Genomic DNA, 20,951 nt, shown 5'->3' on the forward strand with positions numbered 1-20,951 from the left:
TTGGCGGAAGTGGGGGACGGCGGCAAGTGTGGGGTTGGTGACAGGCGGAACAACAAAGGTTGCGACTCTGGTCAACATCGGTTGTTCTAAATCCTTGGTTTAAGGAACGAAGGCGCTTTAAGTCTATGCAATATGTCCAACTCCAGCGCTCTTTTGGACGACCCGGCAAACAGGAAGATGATTACTCTTACCTTTTGTATTCCAAGCAGCACACGGGTGAGCATTCTTGGGAGGACCTGCTCAAACATTCGAAGGTTGTAGTTCTTGCCAGTGCCGGAAGTGGAAAGACTGAAGAGTTTAAAAGCAAGGCAGCGGAACTTCAGGCAAATGGATCATTGGGACTCTTTTTCGCTATAGAAGAACTCGCGGAAATACCCTTCGAAGAGTGTTTGCGGCCTGAGCAAGAACGCCTATTCAACGAGTGGCGGTCAGAGGCCGACATCGGTTATTTTTTTCTCGACTCGGTTGATGAGGCGAAACTCAAGAACCCCAATAGCTTTGTTCGTGCGCTGCGAAAACTCGTCAGGGCTCTCGGCGACCACGCAGAGCGAGCACATGTCTATGTCTCGTGCCGTCCTTCAGATTGGAACAATCATACGGATTTACGAGCAGTTTCGGAGCTGTTTGAGACTGCTTGCGAACCTATGCCAGAACAGCAGCCAGCTCATCTAACCGATGATGACCGGGACCGATTACTCATTGAGCCTTTGCTCAAGACCGAAGACTACAATGGCATGGGCGACCAAATCATAAAGGATAACAAATCAGAGAAGACAAAAGAGAGCGATCATCAGGGTACGCTGGTTGTCGCGCTTAATCCTCTCAACCAAACGCAACAAGAAATCTTAGCAAGAGCTGTGCTCGATGGTGACCCGGCGCAATTCCTGTCTGCGCTTCAGCTTCAGGGGTTGGACGCCTTCGCAAAACGTCCCGGCGACCTCTTGGAACTATGCCGCTTCTGGCAGAAATTCGGCAAGTTTGGCTCACTTCGCGAGATGACCGAGCACAATATTCGCGAACTTCTGAAAGAACGATCACACCGGTTAGATGGTGCCGCGCTTTCCGATGAAGATGCGTTGAACGGTAGCAAGCTTCTTGCATTGGCAATGGTGCTAACGAAGCGCTTTACGCTTGTTGCTCCTAATCATGACGGAGCCTCATTAGATAAGGACGTAGCTGACCCTGCCTTGGTGTTGACTGACTGGGCGCCGGCGCAAAGGGAAACTCTGTTGCGGCGTGGATTATTTGCTCCCGCATCGTTTGGCCGCGTGCGCTTTCAACACCGATCGACCTTCGAATTTCTCGCCGCATGGTCACTCCGTGACATGTTACGAGATGAACGAACCCGCGATAAAATAGAGCGATTGTTGTTTCCTACCGTTTTCGGCGTCACAACAATCACACCAGAACTTCGACCTATTGCTGCCTGGCTTGCGCATTGGGATGAGAAAATCAGAGAAAAGATTATCGAAGTTGAGCCCATTGAGCTCGTACGCTTTGGAGACCCTAAATCGTTGCCGCTTGAATCGCGCAAGAAGCTGCTCACTACTCTGTCAAAAAAACACGCTATCGGCGATGTAAGCAGTACAAATGTTGATGATCGAGCAGTATGGGCATTTTCGGCAACAGAGTTAGCCGATGCCATTCGACAAGCATGGAAAGCCAACCGGCATTGGGCTTTCAGAACCTTGCTGCTCGATATGATCACGCAGGCAAAAATTGCTAAACTTGCAGATATTGCGAGCGAAGCTGTTGAGCTTAAGGCGGATGGCAGAGCGCTTATTTTTGGAGGTGTGCATGCTCTGTTAGCGCTGAAAGAAACGTCCCGTCTCCAAAAGGTAGCGTCTGATTTGATTTGCGGAGAATTGACAGACGATGACGACACAGCTGCCAGCCTTTGCCTGCTTCTCTATCCAAAATTCTTGTCCACTTCAGATATTGTCACTCTAATCAAGCGGGCGCAAACGCCTAAGAAGTTTACCACCAGGGGATATAGTTGGCGTATTGTCGAGCTCTTCCGACTTTGTCCTGACCCAGATATTGATGTCTTTTTGGAGGGCCTAAGCTCACTAGCGTTGATGCGACCTTTCAACGAGGGCTACGAGCGCATTTCAAAGCAATATGGTTATCTGGCTGATCACTTTGTAGAAATTGGCCAGCTGGCCTTGGATCGACTGGACGACCCCAAACCATCTAGCGGACTGATAAACCTTTTGTTGGCGAGTGAGAGAAGTTCCGACCGCTCTTCTCTGAAATTGTTTCCAGAGTCTCTTCCACAAAGAATTAATAAGTTACCAGAGATTAAGAAGGCACTTGTATGGGCGGATGTTGAGGAAACCCGCAAGCGGAGGAGCGAGCAGGACTTAAACGAACATCCCCATATCCGCGTACCTATGCTTGTCGGCAGACGGTACTGGAGTTTGGACCTAACCGATGAAGATTGGTTGCGAGCCACGACAACCGATCCGGCGCACTCTGCTTACGTCCGCGATACTGCATTTCATTTTTGGCTTCACGTGCTCAGAGCAGGCAATTTATTGGAAGCCCGGAAAGATGAACTCAAGGTCGCAGCCCAAGGCAATTCTTTGAGAACTGAGTGGCTGAGGCAAGCACTAGCGCCAAAAAAGCAACCCGAATGGGAGAAAGAGGACGAAAGACGTCGCGCCGCCTTCGAACGGAAAGAGAAAAAGCGGCTAGGTGAGTCCATAGCGTGGTGGCGTGCGCGAAAGAAAGAACTCGAAGCTCGTGCTCCGATAGCCAACTACTCTGAAGGAGTGAACAATGAATCGTGGTATTTCTTAGATCACTTATCGGCTTGGTTGGCGTTGAAAAGCAACTACCCCAAGACAAAAGCTCCTCGTACATGGCGAGCGCTAGAGCCTGTATTCGGAGAACGGCTGGCCAACTTATATTTCAATCACTTCAAGGCTTTGTGGCGCGCAATTCCTCCCAAGCGACCGACATGGCATAACAATACTTGTACCACTTATACGGTGCCCGCTTATGCATTCGCTGGGATTGGGATGGAGGCAGATTGCAATCCTAATTGGGCTGCCGGTCTCACTGTCGAAGAAGCGAAGCAAGCTGCGCTGCACCTTACGCGCGCTGATGATGGCGCTCCTGATTGGATGCCTGCGCTTCTCTCAGCTCATCCGCAAACGCTTCTTCCCCAACTTCGAAGCGAATTGAAGCGGGAATGGTGTTCTCATGCCGAGTGGCCGCATTCTTGGTTGAACTACTTCGCTAATGGGAAAGGTTCGCTCCCTCAGGAATTAGCTGATCTCGCTATCTCAGTGCTTGTCAATAATGCGCCAGGTAGGTCGGACCGGTGGAGCTATGGGCTCAGAATACTGCAGCGTATTTCTCTAACCCCGAACCAGTGGCGTCGATTTGAGAAAATTGCAGCAGCTCGAGCGAACGACCGAAGCGCATCTCCAGAAGAGCGTGCGCGACACCTAGCTATTCTTTGCCATCAAAATATCGACGCATGCGTTGGTGCAATTGAAACTACGCTTGCCGTAGGCACCCCTATAGAGGCGCAGACAGTTTTAGGTCTGCTATTCGATGGAAGGCATAGCCGCAGCCTTGCAACCGACACACTAGCTGCAGCGCACGCCACAAGTCTCGAGAAGCTGGTGAGAATGGCCTTCAAATATGTGCGATTGGAAGACGATTTACCGATTGAAAGATCTGGCTCAGTAAGCGGCCGTGATTTCGCGGAGGCAGCGCGGGGAACACTTTTCGACGCATTGTATGATAATGGATCACAAGCAGCATACGAAGCTATTCGGCGTTTCGCGGCAGAGAAATTAGTCGCCAGAGATGAGCATTGGTTCAAGATGCTGTCGAAGCGAATGCTTGAAGGTGTGGCGTCCCTTGTCGCTTGGTCAGAAGAAGAAGTAAGAGAATTCGCCGATGGCGCGGACTTACCCGCAAAAACCCCAAGCCAATTTTTCCAGCGTATTCGAGCGGCGGTTCTATCCGTTGTATCTGCGTTTGAAAGCGAAGACGCAACGTCCAAAAAAGTCCTTTTGCGAGCAGCAAAGGAGGACGAAGTTCGCGATTGGCTTATGGAACGACTAAATTTGCAAGCGAACGGACGTTATACTTGCTTTCGGGAGGCTCAAGTTCACAATGTTAAGCGTCCAGACGTGGTGGTTAGCGCAACGACTATGGATAGCCAAGTCGCTATTGAATTGAAGCACTCTGACAAGGGTTGGACCTACAACGACTTATGCAAAGCAATCGATCAGCAGTTAGTCGGACGTTATCTGCTGCCTGAAAATCGGAGATCGGGTCTGCTGGTCGTTTCTAGGCACAAGAAGAAATTTTGGCGACACCCCTGCGACGGTCGACGAATGAATTTTAGCGACCTTATCTGTGAGCTAAAAGAGTACGCTAAAACGGTGCAGAGCGGACATGCAAGTACGATTTCGATCGATGTTGTTGGCATCGATTGTACATAAATATTGTACGCTCTACACTTTCCCACCGTATAGCGCCGCGCCCTATTCTTCCCGCCATGCAGGATACATCCAGCTTTGTGGCGGCGGGTCTTCGGGCTTTGCGCGAAGAGATGGCCGACCTCGACTTCATGGCGGGCCTCTCATCTGGTGAGGGCGGGCTGGGCCGGCGGCTCTATGCGCAGCTGCGCGCCCGCCTCATCCTAATCGAGACATTGCTGCGCCGCCTCCTTGTCCTGATGGCGGCGTCCATTGAGGTTTCGATCAAGATGGCCGTCCCGCATCCTGAGCCTGTCGAAGGGCCGGAAGCGGCGCAGCCGCTATCCGGGACCTCGTGCAGCAATACCGCGCCCACTCAGCCGACACCCACACCCTCACACCCCAAACACCCCCGCAGGCGAGGCTTCCCCTACCTCCCCCGTTTGAGAGAGTGCACCCCACCAGGGTCTGACCTTTTTGCCCTCCTCTCGGCCGAGCATTCGGGGCCACGTCCTGCCTTCCGCTCAAAAACACCGCTGGTGCACCGCTACTGCACCATCATGGGTGTACTCCGCCGCCCCGAACGCGCCGCCCGGCGCATGGCCTTTACGCTCGCGCGCCTTCGCACCGCCGGTGCCCCGCGCCCGCTCTGCCTCGCTCCGCTCAATCTGAAGCGCGCCAGTGAAGAGATCTCTCTCATCGCCGCCACCCTGCCCGAACGCGTCGCGCGGGCGCTTGTCGGCTGGTATGATACGGGCTAGGCGCGCGGGGGCTTTTGGACGTTGGGCGGTCGCCGCCAGCTGCCTCCCCCCAGAATTTTGTATCTGCTTACCTCTAATTTACCGCTTCATGTCATGACTGGCGGATGGAGAGGGACCGAACCGATCTAGCGCCAGGCCTGTCGGAACTGCATGAGCGGTTCCGCCGGATTGCGCTGCGCGTTGGTCTGGTTGGCCTGCTTCTCGTCGGGGCGGCGTTTTTCGTCTCCGTGATTACCGGCGGCGTGAACGCAGAATCCTACCTCGAAGCCGGGATTTATACCGTCATCCTCTCGGCGATTGCGCTCTCTGCGCACCGCGATTTCAAGGTCCGCCTCTTCCTGCATGGCGGGCTGACGGTTCTCTTCCTCGCCTATTGGGCCTTTACCTATACCGAATTCCGGCTGGGCGATATTTCGGTCGATACGCTTTTGTATCCGATCTTCATTCCGGTTTTCATCGCCATCGGCCTCGACTACCGCCTCCAGTTTGCCCTCGCTCCGGTGCACGGCGTCATGATGTGGCTGGTGACGCCGCTCTATATCGAAGTCGTCCCCTTCGGCGCGGAAACACTGGCCCAGCAGCAGGTGCTGACGGCCCTCATGGCCTGTTTTTGTGGGCTGCTCATTGTGCTTCTGGCCCTGGTCCAGATCTCCCGGCAGAAGACGGATGAGCGACTTGTCTCTGTAATCATTGAGAAAAATCGGCTCGCGACCACTGATCCGCTGACCGGCCTCCTCAACCGCCGCGCCTTTCTCGAAGCGCTGGAAAGGTCTGTCAGCCAGTATCCGGCCCTGACCCTCGCCTTTATCGATCTCAACAGCTTCAAACCGCTCAACGACCAGTTCGGCCACGCCGCTGGCGACGCGGTTCTGAAGGCGATTGCCGCCCGGCTCCAGCAGAGCGAAGCGGTCATTTCCGCTGCCCGGCCCGGCGGGGATGAATTCGCCGCCATTATCGATCCGAGCCTTTCGGCGGCTGAAACCGACAAGGCAATCGCCGATATCTACGCCTCCCTCACCCTCGATGTGAGCTGGCAGGACCGCCTCATCCATGTCGGCGTTTCCCTCGGCTACGCCACGACGAGCGGCAAGGACGGCGACCTTCAGGCCTGCCTCAGCCGCGCCGATACGGCAATGAGGCGGGTTAAGGCTGCTGGCGGCGGCTTTGGCCGGTTCACGCCGGCAATCGACGCTGAAGCGATCTCTGCCTCGCGGCTCGCCATCTCATTTCCTCCAGCCCTCGCCGCGGGTCATATCCGCCCGGCCCTTCAGCCCGTTGCCGATGCGCGATCGAAGGAAATTGTCTGCCACGAACTCCTCGCCCGCTGGACCTCCTCAACTGGCTCGCGCCAACCGACGCCGAACGAGTTCATTCCAGTGGCTGAAAAGCTCGGCCTGATGAATGAGCTTCTCTGGACGACGCTGGACTTTGCCATGCAGCATTGGCCGTCTGAAAGCCGCGCTGTCTCGATCAATATTTCGCCTGGCCAGCTGCAGACAAATGATTTTGTCTCAAAGCTCTGCCGCGTTATCGACAGCCACAATTTCCTCACCAGCGACGTGACCCTGGAGATCACCGAAAGTGTCGCGCTTCGTAATCTTGCCGCCAATGCTGAGGCGCTCCAGGAAGCAAGACGGGCCGGTATGAAAATCGCGCTCGATGATTTCGGGACGGGCTATTCCTCCCTCTCCCTATTGAGCCGACTGCCGCTCGACATGATCAAGATCGACCAGAGCCTCGTTCATGCCGCGAGCCGCAATGGCGACTCTACCGAAACAGCGATCCTGCGCGGCGCCCTCCGGCTCTCGCGTGAGCTCGGACTTGTCTCCTGCGTTGAGGGCGTGAGCTCCGAAGAGATCGCGCTCCAGATGAAGATTTTCGGGGCCGACCAGATCCAGGGATACTGGATCGGCAGGCCCCAGCTCGTCGCTCCGCGGCCGGATGATGTGAAACTGGCCTCGTAAAGTCCGGACTTTCGCGTTCTTTCCTATTTCCGGACAATCACTGCCGCCGCGACGATCAGACCAAACCCTGATGCGATAGCGAAGATAAGGTCGGCGCTACCCTCGAAGAGAAGTGCGGCGACGAGTCCAGCCAGACTGACGGCGAAGATAATCGCTGGCAGAGCGAAGATCGCGCCGAGACGTTTTGCGGACAGTTTCACGCGGGGCTTGCTGGCGCTCATGCTTCCAGGGCCCCGTCATTATCTAACTGCCGCTCAACCCGCATCCGGCGATTGCCGCGGGCGAGCCAGAGATAGACGCCAGTTACGAGCAGGAAGATGGTGAGCAGGTCGAGCACCGCCCAGACCAGCTTCAGCAGGAGACCGCCATAGTCGCCAAAATGCAGGGGCCGTGAAAGCGACAGCGCCTTTGCATACCAGGGCATCTCACGAAGTCCGGCGACCTCCCCCGTCCCAGCATGGATGAGGACGGGCGCGATGACATGTTCGCTGACTGGGGTCCTGCCGTGCAGGAAGACGGCGTAATGGGCCTTCGTCGAAAAGCCGCTTCCCGGGAAGGCGACGAACTGGAGCTCCATGTCCGGCGCTTCTTCGATGGCGGCGCTGACGGCCGCATCTAGCGAGGCCCTCGAGGCCGAGGCGGTTACACCTTCATTCGACGCGACGAGGTCCGCCAGCTCCTGCGATTTCCACGTCTCGATGATCGGCTCTTCCAGCGTGTTAATGACGCCGGTCAGACCGACGACGAGCAACCAGGCCACTGCGACGATGCCAAGGAGGTTATGATAATCGAGCCATTTGAGCCGTTTCGACTGCTGGCGCCGGACGGTCCCGAATTCCAGCTTGCGCATGAAGGGGGCGTACAGCACCACGCCGGATACGACGGAAAGTGCAAAGAGTATCCCCATAAACCCGAGGAGGAGCATGCCCGGCAGACCGAGAAACATGTCCGTGTGAAGCTGGAGAATAAACTCCATCACGCTTTCACCATTGTCGGCGGGCGGGACGAGATTGCCGCTGGTGAGATCAAAGGAAGCAAAGTGCATGGCGCTACCGGATGCGTCCGCACTTGGCCCGCTTGTGACATTCACGACCGGCCGGTCGATGTCGAAGCTCATGAAGATCGGAACTTCGCCCGGCCGGTTCTCCAGCGCCGTATCGAGGATTTCGTCGAGCGTCAGGTGTTCAGCTGTAGGGTCCGCCGGCGTCCAGCTGTCCGGGTTTAGCGCGCCGTCAATCTCATCATGGAAGATGAGCGGCAGGCCCGTGAGGCAGAGCATGAGCAGGAACAGGGTACACAGAAGGCTTGTCCACTTGTGGACCCAGCTCCATGCCTTGATCGTCTGCTTTCCCATGCCCTGCCCTCTGGTGCCTAGAAGTCCACCGACGCCGACAGCATAAGCGTGCGGGGATTACCGAGGATAAGGTAATTGGCCCCCGGGAAGCCGCCTGCAGATGCCCAATAGGCCTCATCGGTCACATTCTCGATCCGTGCACGGAGCGTCACTGGCCGGGCTGCAAAGTCCATCGTATAGCGCGCACCGATATCGAGACGCGTCCACCCTTCGAGCTCCACCGAATTTGCGGTGTTCACATACTGATCGCCCGTATGGACGACCCGGCCATCAAGCGTGAGGCCCGGGAGCGCGGCGACGTCCCATTCAGCGTTCAGGTTGGCCTGGATTTCTGGAACACCGATCGGCGTGTTGCCTTCGTCTACACCGCCTTGAGTGCGAGAGAGTTCTGCGTCGATGAAAGTCGCCCCACCGATCACACGCAGGCCTTCGACAGGTTCGCCAAAGACGCTGAACTCAACGCCGGAATTCTCCTGCTCACCCGATGCAGTGAAGCGCTGATTGGCGACGATCGCGTTCGGACGGCTGAGCTGGAAGAGCGACACGGTCGCCCCGTAATTGCCCGCATCATATTTGGCGCCGAACTCGACCTGTTCGCCCGTGAACGGCTCAAGCACCTCACCCGCATTCAAGATTGGCGTCCCGCCACTTGTGGCTGGCGCGATCTGGCCGGGCTGAAGGCTCTCGGCATAGTTGCCATAGAAGGAAAGGTTCGGGCTAGCCTTCCAGACAAGACCAAGCGCAGGCGTTACTTTCTCATCCTCATAGCCGGAGAGGCGTGCACCGGTGTTGTAGTCGAACGTCGCTGTCTCGATCTTTTGCTGGCGCAGGCCGATCGTTGCGAGCAAGCGATCATCAAAGAGCGACAGCGTGTCGGCGATCGCGAAGGACTGGTTGTCGACTTCTTCGGTCACGAGCGGGTCGTCGAGGTCGCCGCCAATGAAGAAATTCGGTGCCGGCGGCACGACATCGACAGGATTGTAGAGGTCGGTGGCGAAGCCCGCAAAGTTCGAGAAAGCGTAGGCGTTCTTCGATTCCGAGGAGATGGTCGACGCCGAGACGACCAGTCGATGGCCGATTGGGCCCGTCTCGAACTCAGCGCGAAGACCGCCATCGAACGAGACGACATCATCCTCGCGCGTATTGTCGAAGCGATAGGCCGACAGGGAGCCGTCTGCAGCTGCGCTCGGATTGGCGAGCACGTTGGCTTCTTCGCCATTCCGTGCGCCGCCGCCGAGCCAGAGCGTAACATTGTCGGTGAGGTCGTATTCGCCGCGAGCAACGCCGAAGAGCTGTTCTTCGTCCGTATACGTCCAGGGCTGGGCGAAATTGCTGTCTGCGTCAGGCTCTTCCGGGATAGCGCCAAGCGGGGTCACCTGCGGGCGCGGCGCGTCAATGCGGTTGTCCTGATAGCCAAAGTCTGCCGAGAAGCGGAAGCGCTCGCCATCATAGTCCGTGCCGATGGAGGCAACGCCGAGCGAACGGTCCTGACCATCGATGGAGGTTTCGCCGTCACGCAGCACGCCGTTCACACGCACGCCCCACTCACCCATAGGGCCAAAGCGCGTGCCGAGATCAACGGCGCCATAGGCCTGACCATTATTCTCATAGCCGACCGTCACACGGCGGATGCCTTCGTCTGGCGCTCGCTTTGGTACGAGGTTGATGGTGCCGCCAACACCGCTGCCACCCGGGGCCGCGCCATTGATGAAGGCGTTTGCCCCCCGGAACACTTCAACGCGCTCAAGCAGCTCTGCGGCCACGAACTGGCGCGGCAGGATGCCGTAGACACCGTTCAGGGTGACGTCGTCTGAATAGACCGGGAAGCCGCGGATGACGTAGACTTCCTGGAAGTTGCCGAAGCCCTTTGCGATGCGCACGACCGGGTCGTTCTGCAGCACGTCGCCGACACTGTCTGCCTGCTGCGCCGTCACCAGATCCGAGGTGTAAGCGGTGCCTGCAAAAGGCGCGTCGAGGAAGTCGAGATTGCCGAGAAGACCGGCGCGGCCACCGCGTGCGACCTGCCCACCCTCAAACGCCTCAAGCAGCTCAACCTGCGAAGCTTCACCGGTGACAATCACCGTGTCGAGACGCGCTTCGTCTCCAACCTCATCCTGCGCCATTGCCGCTGGCACCAAGGCCAGGATGGACGCACCTGCAACGAGCAATGTTCTATGTCTCTTTGGCATCTGCCGGGACCCCTCAAAAATCTCAATATCGGGGCATGTAAATGCAATTCATTCGCATCTCAAGGACTGTCCGCAGGTAAAGTTCAGCGCGTTCTTCTTTATTCTGGCGCGGAATATTCTGCTCAATTCGCTCCATCCTTTAACGCAGGCGCAACGTAGAATTGATATGGTGGCGGCTGAAGGATGACTTGATGCGCGCAGTGGTTTTCATTGTCACATTGATCCTGTCCGCGAGCTTTGCCGCGGCCAATGCGCAAAGCTGTGACTTCCAGGCAAGCGTATACGAGAATGCTGATCCTGCCGTCAGTGTTGGCGATATAGCCACACGCTCAAGCGACTTTGTCCCGGTAGAAGCCAGAAATGGCGGGCTTTTCGAAGGCCGCAGTTCAACGGGCGTCCTCTGGCTCAAGTTTGCGCATGAGGCGCAAGGCACTTGCGATACGCCGCAATGGCTGCAGCTCAAATACCCCTATCTGAAAGATGTGACACTGCACGCCGCGTCAGCCTATCCCGATGGCCGCGAAGCGATGACCGAAATCGCGCCCCTCCCCTTGCAGTATCCAGTGTGGGCATTGCCGGTGCCAGAAGATGTCGCCAGCACCGACTACTATGTGCGCATTGCTTATCCGGACTTCCTGATCCTGCCGTTCGAGATCGCCAGCCCCGCACGCATCATTGGCGAAGTGGCTGTTTTCGGCGTCATCAGCGTCGCGCTAATCGTGCTTTTCCTGGCGCTCGCATTCCAGACTCTGGCGCTCGGCCGCGTGCTCGACCGGTCGGACACAGCAGCCTTTATCGGCTTTTCTGTCAGTTCAGCCTTCTACGTGTTCATTTCAAGCGGCTTGATGGGCAGCCTTTTCCGCGATTTGATGCTCGATACGCGGCATCTGCTACTGACGTCGCAAGCCGTTCTGCTCTGGACCGCGGTCGTCTTTCTTCGCGCGAATATCAGACCGATTGCCACGCCGCTTATCGACGGCATTTTTCGTGTCCTGCAGTTTGCGGCATTGCCGACACTGCTTGCACCATTCCTTGGCGATGGTGTCGCGTCGCTGGCATTCCTTTTTGCGTTCATCGCCGCGCCGCTCATCATTCTCGGCTTGCTCGGCGCGCTCACCTATCAGCGCCAGGGACGGGCCGCTGGGCTGCTCATTGGCTGGTGTCCGACAATCCTCGCTACGGTCTGGATCTATGGTCGCCTGATCGACATCACGCCGTATCTGCCAATCAACCACCATCTCGTCGGGCTTGGACTTTTCCTGACGGCGCTAAGATTCAACGCTGTTCTTGCCTTCAAGTATCGCGGAGAGGCGCGCGCGGCGCGCACGGATATGCTGACAGGCCTGCCAAATCGTCGTGCGATGACAGAATGTGCGAGACGTTTCGACAGCGGCAATCTCGAGCTGAGCGCGCTTGCCCTCATGGACCTTCGAAAGTTCAAGTCTGTGAACGACACATATGGACATGCGGCCGGCGACCATCTCCTGACCGAGATCAGCCGCAGGATTTTGGCGGTCCTGCCCAAACAGGCTGATTTCTTCAGGATTGGCGGGGATGAGTTCATCATCCTGATGCGCGGTGGCTTCAGGCGGGCCGAGGTCGAAAACCTGCTCACCAAGGTCAGCGACCTGGTCAGCCAGCCGGTCAGTTATGCAGGCACCAGCTGTCAGGTCGCGGCGAATATCGGCGCGATCATGGGGCCGATACCGGACGAGGTAAGCTTTTCAACGCTGATGGGGGCGGCCGACAAGCTTGCCTATATGGCCAAGCAGCCGCACACGGCCGACATCCTGATTGAGACCTGGACCCACGCCGACGAGCTCACCCATGATGAAATGCCGGGCGCGATGCGGACCCGGCCGACCTGATCTTCCGTCAGTCGACGCAGAGCGCGGCGCCAGCCGTCCCATTCTCGATCGTCTGATAGCAGCCAAAGATGCTGTCATTCATGGTGCACTGGCCTGTGGCGGCCGTACCGGCTTCAGCAAACTCGCTGGTGTTGCGGCACTCACCCATACAGTCGGCGCTGTCAGAACAGAGCGCTCCGCCATCCGCGAAGGTCTGGATGCAATTCTCCCAGCCGAGCATGCCGGCCCGCTGGACCGTGCCGCCTGCCGCTTCGCAGCGCGCGCGCTCTGCAGGGGTAGCGACTTCGCCTTCGAACGTGATGCGCTCATAGGGTACGCCCGGATTGGCGTCGTCTGGAGCGGTCTCGCCGGGCACAGCGCAGGCAGCAAGAAGGAGAAGGCTGGCGGAGAGAAGATACGGGCGCATGGCGAGGGCTTTCGGTTTGAGGCAAGGCTCACCCTGCCACCAAAACGGCGTGGCCGCTACTCGTCGCGCTCTTCCTTGTAGCTCGGCGTTTCCTCGGCCTGATCAGCAGGCCGTCCGGGGATGGCATAGCCGCCTTTCAGCCAGCGCGACAGGTCCACATCGGCGCATCGTTTGGAACAGAAGGGCCGGAATTTCGGATCGGCTGACCGGCTTTCACAGATCGGGCAGGTCGATTTGCTCATTCTTTTCTCACCACGGATTTCTCGCCCTTGCCGCTGGCGATCTTCACCCGGCCTGAAAAGGCCTCACGCAGCAGGTCGTCGCATTGCTTTCGACGCGCAATATAGGCCTGCAGCGCGCGGGCCGACAGGGTGAGCCTGTAGAAGCCGGTGCGATTGGCAGCCGTTTCGCGGGCAGCGGCCCTGAAGAGGGCGAGGAGTTCGGTCTCCGGTGTCGGCTGTCCCTGCGCATCGAGAAGCCGGTCCTCCAGCGGCGCATGTGTCCAGGCGAGCTTCGCCTGTAAGAGGCCGAAGGGCGATGGTTTCAGCACGTCGATCTGGCGGGCGGAGCAGGCGGCGAAGCTCTCCTGCAGGCCTGCGCGCAGCTTGTCGGCTGTCGATGCCGTTATGGGGCCGACGCAGTCAAGCACGACAAGCCCGCCAAGGTTGCGCAGGGAGAGCTGGCGCGCGGCTTCCTGCATGGCCTCGCGGTTGACGCTGAAGGCGCGGGCGCCGGCGCTGCCCTTCGAGATGCGCCCTGCGGTGTCGATATCGATGGCGGTGAGGGCGCGTGTGCGCTCTATCCCGAGATTGCCGCCGCCGGGCAAGGGGCACCAGCTGGCGAGCGCTTCATCGAAGGCGCTGTCGATCTCGTCATAGTCAGATGTGGTTACTGCGGTCTCGACGGTTGCGGCCTCAGAGATGGAGGTGCGCCAGCGATCGATTGCGGGGATGGTGTCGGTGGGCACGGACTTTCTGAGTTTGCCACGAGCGAGCTTGTCCCGGCGTGCTTCCATGACGATCTCGACCGGCGCGCTCGCGCCTTCGGTCAGCTTGCCGGTATCGTTCGTGCGCACGAAGATTTCTTCGCCAGAGAAAGCTTCGAAGAATGCCCCGCCCTGCTCTGGCGCGCGGCGGCGGAGGCGGGCATCGACCACGTCGCCAAGCCGCAGGCCGCCTGCCCCGCCGCCCCAGCGCTCAACAAAGAGACGGAACGGCTTGCCTGAGCTATCGAACGCCGCGGCGCGGACCTCTCCCGGCGTGCGATGCACGAGGATCCGCGGCGGCTGGCTCATGAGCGGCCGCGATATCCGAGCGCAACGACGAACAGTTCTGGCGAGCCGGCCCGGCTGGCGGGCGGCTTGATGTGTTTGACGCTTTTAAACATGCGCTTGAGGTCATTCATCATGTCAGGCGTCGCCCCGCCCTGGAAAACCTTACTGCAGAAATTGCCGCCCGGGGTCAGATGCTCACTGGCAAACCAGAGCGCCATTTCAGCAAGCGCCGCGGTGCGCAGGCTGTCTGTCTGCTTGTGGCCGGTCGTGTTCGCTGCCATGTCAGAGAGGACGAGGTCTGGCGGGCCGGATAGCCCTTCCATCATCTTCTCGACATCCTCGCCCTCATTGATATCGCCCTGGATGATGTGGGCGCCCGGAATGGGGTCGACGGCCAGAAGGTCGATGCCGACGATTTCCTTCACGCTGCTGCGCAGGCAGACCTGGATCCAGCCCCCCGGCGCGCAGCCGAGGTCAACAACGCGCTTTGCGCCTCGCAGAATGTTCGTCTTCTCATCGATTTCGAGCAGCTTGTAGGCTGCGCGCGCGCGGTAATTGTCCTTCTTCGCACGCTGGACATATGGGTCCGATAGCTGGCGTTCGATCCAGCGCTTGGAGCTTTCGTCCTTGGCATTGTGCGCGATGATCTTGCGCTCAGCCATACGGCGACCGGATGTCTGTTGCTTTTCCTTGGGCGGCCCTTTCCAGCGCCGCTTTTCGTCATCGCTCATGACTTTGCCTCCGCTGCAGCCTTGTTGCCGCTATTCTGTTGTGCCTTGCGTTTGCGTCCGCCGCGCGAGCGCTTGCGTTTGGGACCCTTCATCATCGACAGGAGGAGGCCTTCGCGAAGCCCTCTGTCTGCCACCCGCATACGCGCATGTGGCGCGAGCGACCAGACCGCATCCATCAAAGCGCAGCCTGCCAGCATGAGCCCTGCCCGGTCATGGCCGATGGTCGGGAACTTCGCCCGGCCTTCGGGACCGGCTGTGATGAGTGCATCCATGGTGGAATAGCAGCCATCATGGTCCATCCACTGCCCGTCCACGAGGTCGCGGCGGTATTTCTCCAGCCCGAAGTGGACCCCGGCGACGCAAGTGACCGTGCCCGATGTGCCGATGATGTGGGACGTCTCGTCCGCGAGCATTTTGCGAATATCGTGTTTCTCGGCCCATTTCTCGACATAGGACTTTGCCCGCTCCAGCATAGCTGGATAGGCCTCCTCTTCTGTTTCGAGATGAGCAAACGCCTCTGTCAGAGTGACCACGCCGAGCGGCACGCTGGTCCACGCCTTGATGGGCGGCTTTTTCAGCATGCCGTACAGACCGCTATCGCGCGCCACGGCAGCGTCGACCAGCGAAAGCTCTGTCGACCCGCCGCCAATATCGAGAACGAGGACCGATTTTGCGTCCTCATCGATGAGGTTGTGACAGCCGATCAGGGCGAGGCGCGCTTCTTCCTGTGGGCCAATGATCTTGAAGGTGAGGCCCGTGCGCTCGCGGATTTCCTTGATGAAATCCGCGCCATTCTCGGCCTTGCGGCAGGCTTCGGTTGCGATGCAGCGTACATGCCCGACGCGCTTTGCCTTCAGCTTTTTCGAGATGGCACCAAGCGCATCGAAGGCCCGGTCCATCGCAACGTCAGATAGACGGCCCGATTGCTCGAGCCCCTCGCCCAGACGGGCGATCTGCGAGTGGGAATCGACCACGTTGAAGCCCTTGCGCGTCGGCGCAGCGACCAGCAGCCTGCAATTGTTAGTGCCGAGGTCCACCGCCGCATAAAGCGGTGGCCGCCGGTCATTGCGCGCGGGCCGGCGGTTACGCCTCTGCCCACCGCGCGATTTTTTTTCAGCCATGTGAGGCCCAAATCTTGTCGGTTAAGAGCCGCAATATCACATTGAAGTGCAATGAGCCAACGACCCAACATATTCTCGCGACTTGCCGCTTTGTTCAGCGCCCGTAAGCCAGTTGAGCCGGAATACGAAGCTCAGGTCGCACATGTGGATCCCATGACCGAAGCATCACAGACAGACGAAACCTATGGCGAGGATGGCCATCAGCCTTTCGCCATCGACCGCAGACAGGCGAAATTCCAGATCGGTGAGGTTGTAAAACACCGCATGTTCGGATTCCGCGGTGTGATCTTCGACGTCGATCCGGTCTTCGCAAATTCTGATGAATGGTACGAAGCCATCCCTGAGCATCTGCGCCCGTCAAAGGACCAACCCTATTATCACCTCTTCGCAGAGAACGATAAGACGCACTACGTGGCCTATGTCTCAGAGGGCAATCTTCTCATCGATGACAGCGACACGCCCGTCAGCCATCCGGACATTCCATTCGTCCTGGACCGAACGGCTGACGGTTATGCCCTGAAGCGCGAGCAGGCAAACTAGAGCGTCTGCTCGCTTAGTCCGGCTTCACCATTTCAGGAGCGGCTTTCGCGAAAGCCTCAACCTCTTGGCAGGCCGCATCCACTTCGACCAGTCGCGGAAACTGGCTGAGGTCAGTATCGTAGCGGCGCGCATTCGCCATTTGCGGCACGAGGCAGATATCAGCCAGCGTTGGCTTATCGCTGAACAGGAAGGCATTGGCCTTGTGAGGCTCAGCCATTTCTTCCAGCGCCGTGAAACCCCGGATAATCCAGTCGCGGTACCACTCACCGACGCCCGCATCGTCCTGCCCCAGCTCTTTGCGAAGCTTGATCAGCACTGACAAATTGTTGATGGGGTGGATGTCGCAGGCGATGATGTCGGCGAAGGCGCGCACCTGAAGGCGGGCCCAGCTGTCAGCCGGGAAGAATGATGGCTCAGGATAGGTTTCATCCAGCCACTCAAGTATCGCCATGGACTGGCCCGAGCGGCGGCCATCGACCTCCAGCGTCGGCACGCGCATCTGCGGGTTGAGCGCGCGGTAGCCATCCTGAAACTGCTCATCCGCGCCCGGGGCGATGTTCACCGACTGGGAGGTATAGTCGAGGCCTTTCAGGTTCAGCGCGATCCGCAGCCTGTAAGCTGCGGATGAGCGCCAGTAGTCATAGAGTTTCAGCTCACTCATGCCTTCACCACATCCTGCTCAATGGCGCCGAAGACGGTGTGCCCGGCCTTGTCCTTCACTTCGATGCGGATGTTGTCGCCAACATCCATGAAGCTGGTCGCGGGCTTGCCGTCACGGATCGTCTCGATCATGCGGATCTCGGCGATGCAGGAATAGCCAAGGCCGCCATCGGCGACGGGCTTGCCAGCGCCGCCATCGGAATCACGGTTAGAGATTGTGCCGGAGCCGATGATCGTGCCAGCACAGAGCGGGCGGGTCTTTGCTGCGTGGGCGACCAGCGTGCCGAAGTCGAAAGTCATGTCGACATCGCATTCAGGCTTGCCGAACGGCTTGCCATTATAGGTCGAAAGCATGGGCAGGTGCAGCTTGCCATCCTTCCAGGCGTCGCCCAGCTCATCAGGCGTCACGGCAACCGGCGAAAAAGCGCTGGACGGTTTGGACTGGAAGAAGCCGAAGCCCTTGGCAAGCTCATTCGGGATGAGGCCGCGCAGGCTGACATCATTACAGATCATGATGAGCTTCACCTGATCGAGCGCCGCTTTGGCGTCGATGCCCATCGGAACGTCGCCGGTCACGACGCAGACCTCTGCCTCAAAGTCGAGGCCCCAGGCCTTGTCGCCAAGCGGGATGTTGTCGCGCGGACCAAGGAAGCTGTCAGAGCCACCCTGATACATGAGCGGGTCTGAGTAGAAGCTTTCCGGCACTTCTGCGCCGCGCGCTTTTCTGACTAGCTCCACATGGTTGATGTAGGCAGAGCCGTCGGCCCACTGATAGGCGCGTGGCAGCGGCGATTCGCAGTCATGCTCATGAAAGCGCTTGGTCGGGACGGAGCCGACTTCGACGTCATTGGCGAGGGCGGCCAGTTTCGGCGCCACAAGGTCCCAATCATCGAGCGCGGCTTGCAGCGTCGGCGCGATATGCGTCGCTTCGGCATAGCGGGTGAGATCTTTCGAGACGACGACCAGCTGGCCGTCGCGTCCCTGTTTGAGGCTGGCGAGTTTCATATGCGGCGTTCCTTTCCTCTGCGGTCGTTGTGCCAGTGCGAAGACCAGCTTTCCATTTCTTTCAGCGTTTAGTGCGCTATAATAGTTGCATGAGCAACCATTCCGAAAAACCCGCCAACGCAAGAGACGACTGGACCATTGATCAGGGCTGGTCGGATTATACGGCCGATGAGCATGCTGTCTGGGACCTCTTGTACAAGCGGCAGATGGACGTGCTGCCGGGCCGTGCGGCGCCTGAATTCCTCGAAGGCCTGAAGGCGCTGGACCTCGGCAAGGGCGGCATTCCCGAATTTGAAGCCATGTCGGACGAGCTTGAAGCCCTGACTGGCTGGCGCGTGGTGGCTGTCCCCGGCCTCGTGCCGGACGAGGTATTCTTCGACCATCTCGCCAATCGCCGCTTTCCGGCAGGCCAGTTCATCCGCAAACGCAATGAACTCGATTACCTGCAGGAGCCGGACGTCTTTCACGATGTCTTTGGCCATGTGCCGATGCTGACCAATCCGGTCTTCGCCGACTATATGGAAGCCTATGGCAAGGGCGGTCTGCGCAGCCTCGACTTTGCGGCCCTCAAGAACCTCGCAGCGCTCTACTGGTACACCGTGGAGTTCGGGCTGATCCAGACCGATGAAGGCCTTCGCATCTATGGCGCGGGGATTGTGTCATCGAAAACCGAGAGCATCTTCGCGCTGGAAGACCCCTCTCCCAACCGGATCGGGTTTGACCTCGAACGCCTGATGAAGACTGACTACCGGATCGATGATTTCCAGCAGACCTATTTCGTCATCGACAGCTATGAGCAGCTTTTCGATGCCACGGTGAAGACAGATTTTGCGCCCATCTATGACCGGATGCAGGGGAAGTTCGCACTGAAGCCTGAAGATGTCGTCGCAGATGACGATGTGATCACGCGAGGCAGCCAGGCTTATGCGAAGGCGGGCGGGCGGCTCGCCCCAGTGGATGGCGGCAAGTGAGACGCGCGCTGGCGCTATTGGCCCTTGCGGCCTCTGGCGCCTTGGCCGCTGCCGCAGATGACGTCGTTGGAACGGACTGCCAGTTCGAAGGCACGCCGCTGCATGGCAAGGTTCAGGTCGTCACCAGCTTTCCGGACATCAAGGTGAAGGTGGTAAACAGCTTCCCTGACCTGAAGGTGAAGCTGGTTGAGAGCTTTCCCGATGATTGCGGCGAGTGGCAGATGGTCGACAGTTTTCCCGACTTCACCATCCAGTATGTCGAGAGCTTTCCCGACATCGAGATTGAAATGGTGACCTCGTTTCCGGGTGTCTCTTAAGCGAGTTCTGACAGGCCGAGACAGTCAAGCAGCGCTTCTCGGGCCGTCTGGCACTCAATAGCGAAAGCAGTGTCAGCAAGGTCTGCGGCGACCAGTTTATCGCGGTAGGTCCTGGCGACGATGTCCTGCAGCTGGTCGATCTTGTCTTCGTCCAGCAGGACGCCCTGATTGCAGGCGGCAAGCTCTTCATCGGTCATCACGACGCGCAGGCGCAGGCAGGCAGGCCCGCCGCCATTGCGCATGGACTGGCGCACATCGACATACTGGACCCGGCCGATCGGGCCATTGCCTTCAACCATCTTCTCGCAGAAGGCGCGCGTCGATTCGGTTTCCTGCGTCTCAAGCGGCGCCAGGAGGACGAGACGGTCCTCGCCCGGCCATTTCAGAAGCTGCGAGTTGAACAGGTAGGATGTGATCGCGTCGCCGATCGGCACCTCGGCCTCAGGCACCATGACAGTCTTCAGCTCGAACAGGCCCTCACCCGCCTTGCGGATAGCGCTGAGGACAGCATCTGTCTCCTCAAAAGCGAGCTCATGATAGAAGAGCGTATCGAGTGAGCCGACGCAGACCACATCATTGTGGAAGGCGCCTGCATCGATGGCGGCGCGGGCCTGACGGGCAAAGATGCTGCGCTCTGGTGCCAGTGTATGCGCGCGGGCTATGCTTTCGGTGGCGAGCCTTGTCTGACGGGCCGGGAAGCCAACCGTGCTCTCGCCAGCCTCGCGGCCATAGACGAACACTTCAACGCCGGGCGCGCCATGATCGGCGCAAAGGCGGATATGATTGGCAGCGCCCTCATCGGCAAAGTCGGCATGGGCGGGCAGCGCGGCATGGATGCCGAACCGGTCCGTGTCGCCGAAGATGGAGATCAGCGTCGCGGTGGTGTCCGGATGCTCGATGGAGCGGTGCAACATGGTCGACAGGTTGGCGCTGGTGAGGTGCAGGCGTCCGTCGCTGGCATCAGCTGACGGCGACACGGTCGCTGCATTGGCCGCCCACATGGACGACGCGCTATAGGCGGCCTTGAGGATCTTTGGATGGGTGCGGGCCGCCGCCTCGATGATGTCAGCGTCGCTACCGGTGAAGCCGGCGGAAACGAGCAGGTCGAAGTTCGGGCGCGGCAGCGGCGGCAGGATGCCCTGTTTCAGACCAGCGCGAACCAGAAGGCGCATCTTCTCAAGGCCCTGAATGGCGGCTTCGCGTGGATTGGAGACGTCGCCTTCATTGCGGGCGCTGGCGAGGTTGCCCTCCGACATGCCGCCATAATTGTGGCTCGGCCCGATCAGGCCGTCGAAATTGACTTCGTGTGCTGTGCTCATAAGGGCCGGATACACTGCCCTGCCGCATGA

At 58.8% G+C, this 20,951-nt stretch carries 18 protein-coding genes; 7 read left to right on the forward strand and 11 right to left on the reverse strand.

Annotated elements, in window-relative coordinates:
- The first annotated feature begins 125 nt into the window (after positions 1-125).
- The 3 genes from KUV46_15220 (at position 126) to KUV46_15230 (ending at position 7,167) form a co-directional block, all read left to right on the forward strand.
- Entirely contained in the window at positions 126-4,466 is a 4,341-nt protein-coding gene (locus KUV46_15220) for a hypothetical protein (GenBank protein ID QYJ00664.1), read from the forward strand.
- A gap of 56 nt (positions 4,467-4,522) precedes the next feature.
- Positions 4,523-5,203: a hypothetical protein gene (locus KUV46_15225; GenBank protein QYJ00665.1), complete on the forward strand. Its 681-nt coding sequence runs from the start codon at positions 4,523-4,525 to the stop codon at positions 5,201-5,203.
- Positions 5,204-5,307: 104 nt separating this feature from the next.
- Entirely contained in the window at positions 5,308-7,167 is a 1,860-nt protein-coding gene (locus KUV46_15230; GenBank protein ID QYJ00666.1) for an EAL domain-containing protein, read from the forward strand.
- 23 nt (positions 7,168-7,190) lie between these two features.
- On the opposite strand, the gene KUV46_15235 is transcribed toward KUV46_15230, so the two are convergent.
- Genes KUV46_15235 through KUV46_15245 form a run of 3 tightly spaced genes read right to left on the reverse strand, consistent with a single transcriptional unit; the run spans position 7,191 to position 10,710 of the window.
- Positions 7,191-7,367: a hypothetical protein gene (locus KUV46_15235; protein QYJ00667.1), complete on the reverse strand. Its 177-nt coding sequence runs from the start codon at positions 7,365-7,367 to the stop codon at positions 7,191-7,193.
- 17 nt (positions 7,368-7,384) lie between these two features.
- Positions 7,385-8,521 (reverse strand): PepSY domain-containing protein, encoded by a 1,137-nt coding sequence (locus KUV46_15240; GenBank protein QYJ00668.1) that lies wholly within the window; start codon positions 8,519-8,521, stop codon positions 7,385-7,387.
- 17 nt (positions 8,522-8,538) lie between these two features.
- On the reverse strand, positions 8,539-10,710 hold the full coding sequence (locus KUV46_15245; GenBank protein ID QYJ00669.1) for a TonB-dependent receptor: 2,172 nt from the start codon (positions 10,708-10,710) through the stop codon (positions 8,539-8,541).
- Between the two features lie 191 nt (positions 10,711-10,901).
- Here KUV46_15245 and KUV46_15250 point away from each other — a divergent pair, with 191 nt between their 5' ends.
- Positions 10,902-12,578 (forward strand): diguanylate cyclase, encoded by a 1,677-nt coding sequence (locus tag KUV46_15250; protein ID QYJ00670.1) that lies wholly within the window; start codon positions 10,902-10,904, stop codon positions 12,576-12,578.
- A 7-nt stretch (positions 12,579-12,585) separates the two neighbouring features.
- On the opposite strand, the gene KUV46_15255 is transcribed toward KUV46_15250, so the two are convergent.
- From KUV46_15255 to KUV46_15275, 5 genes are read right to left on the reverse strand one after another with little or no spacing between them, the layout of a single operon-like run.
- Positions 12,586-12,984 (reverse strand): hypothetical protein, encoded by a 399-nt coding sequence (locus tag KUV46_15255; protein QYJ00671.1) that lies wholly within the window; start codon positions 12,982-12,984, stop codon positions 12,586-12,588.
- Between the two features lie 56 nt (positions 12,985-13,040).
- Positions 13,041-13,226 (reverse strand): DNA gyrase inhibitor YacG, encoded by a 186-nt coding sequence (gene yacG / locus KUV46_15260; GenBank protein QYJ00672.1) that lies wholly within the window; start codon positions 13,224-13,226, stop codon positions 13,041-13,043.
- Entirely contained in the window at positions 13,223-14,278 is a 1,056-nt protein-coding gene (locus KUV46_15265; protein QYJ00673.1) for a ribonuclease E/G, read from the reverse strand. The genes yacG and KUV46_15265 overlap by 4 nt, the downstream gene beginning before the upstream one ends.
- Positions 14,275-14,988, reverse strand: coding sequence for an RlmE family RNA methyltransferase (locus KUV46_15270; protein QYJ00674.1), 714 nt, complete (start codon positions 14,986-14,988; stop codon positions 14,275-14,277). Before KUV46_15270 ends, KUV46_15265 begins: the two co-directional genes overlap by 4 nt.
- Entirely contained in the window at positions 14,985-16,109 is a 1,125-nt protein-coding gene (locus tag KUV46_15275; GenBank protein ID QYJ00675.1) for a Ppx/GppA family phosphatase, read from the reverse strand. Before KUV46_15275 ends, KUV46_15270 begins: the two co-directional genes overlap by 4 nt.
- Positions 16,110-16,322: 213 nt before the next feature.
- Here KUV46_15275 and hspQ point away from each other — a divergent pair, with 213 nt between their 5' ends.
- The gene (gene hspQ / locus KUV46_15280) at positions 16,323-16,649 is read left to right on the forward strand and encodes a heat shock protein HspQ (protein QYJ02428.1); all 327 of its coding nucleotides are present in this window, start codon (positions 16,323-16,325) and stop codon (positions 16,647-16,649) included.
- A 13-nt stretch (positions 16,650-16,662) separates the two neighbouring features.
- Here the strand turns inward: hspQ and maiA are convergent, their stop codons facing one another.
- A complete protein-coding gene (gene maiA, locus KUV46_15285; protein ID QYJ00676.1) occupies positions 16,663-17,310 on the reverse strand; it encodes a maleylacetoacetate isomerase in 648 nt (215 codons plus the stop codon).
- Positions 17,307-18,314 (reverse strand): fumarylacetoacetate hydrolase family protein, encoded by a 1,008-nt coding sequence (locus KUV46_15290; GenBank protein ID QYJ00677.1) that lies wholly within the window; start codon positions 18,312-18,314, stop codon positions 17,307-17,309. The genes maiA and KUV46_15290 overlap by 4 nt, the downstream gene beginning before the upstream one ends.
- Before the next feature lie 89 nt (positions 18,315-18,403).
- Here KUV46_15290 and phhA point away from each other — a divergent pair, with 89 nt between their 5' ends.
- Together phhA and KUV46_15300 are read left to right on the forward strand one after the other, a co-directional pair.
- Positions 18,404-19,285 carry a phenylalanine 4-monooxygenase gene (gene phhA, locus KUV46_15295; protein QYJ00678.1) on the forward strand — a complete coding sequence of 294 codons (882 nt, stop codon included), beginning with the start codon at positions 18,404-18,406 and terminating at the stop codon, positions 19,283-19,285.
- Positions 19,282-19,602, forward strand: a complete 321-nt coding sequence (locus KUV46_15300; protein ID QYJ00679.1) for a hypothetical protein — start codon at positions 19,282-19,284, stop codon at positions 19,600-19,602. The genes phhA and KUV46_15300 overlap by 4 nt, the downstream gene beginning before the upstream one ends.
- Here the strand turns inward: KUV46_15300 and KUV46_15305 are convergent.
- Complete coding sequence (locus KUV46_15305) at positions 19,599-20,921, reverse strand: N-succinylarginine dihydrolase (GenBank protein QYJ00680.1); 1,323 nt, start codon at positions 20,919-20,921, stop codon at positions 19,599-19,601. The genes KUV46_15300 and KUV46_15305 overlap by 4 nt on opposite strands.
- Positions 20,922-20,951 lie beyond the last annotated feature (30 nt).

This window comes from Thalassovita mediterranea (assembly GCA_019448215.1).
Taxonomy (GTDB): domain Bacteria; phylum Pseudomonadota; class Alphaproteobacteria; order Caulobacterales; family Hyphomonadaceae; genus Henriciella.